This window comes from Dellaglioa sp. CoH-57-MRSF-16 (assembly GCF_056782055.1).
Window position 1 is genome coordinate 1 of sequence record NZ_JBXAXZ010000138.1, and the last position, 301, is coordinate 301.

1 protein-coding gene is annotated in these 301 nt (G+C 56.8%); it reads right to left on the reverse strand.

The genetic code is table 11. The features are described 5' to 3' along the window. Positions 1 to 99: 99 nt before the first annotated feature. On the reverse strand, positions 100 to 301 hold a 202-nt coding region (locus tag AC1RPH_RS08190; RefSeq protein WP_481762092.1), incomplete at its 5' end, for a hypothetical protein.

The following is a 301-nucleotide window of genomic DNA, read 5'->3' on the forward strand; positions in this document are numbered from 1 at the left end:
ATCCACGACAGCCAGCTCGATGCGATCAGCACCCTCGATCGGGTTCAGGGCCGAAACGCGGCGCAGAGTTGCGAGTTTACGCATACACTTTCTCCTTTATCAAACATTGAACGAAATTTCGTCAGTGCGACGACGCTTGCGCGGTTTATCTTCCGCTTCGCCCTTGTTCAGGAACCACTCAGGCACGGCGTCGAGGCTCGGCGGCTCATACTGATCGGTGACACTCGACTTCTTGATCACCTTGTTAGCCGGGTCAAACACCAGACCACGCTCGCGGAGCGAGGCCCGGACTTTCTTCCAC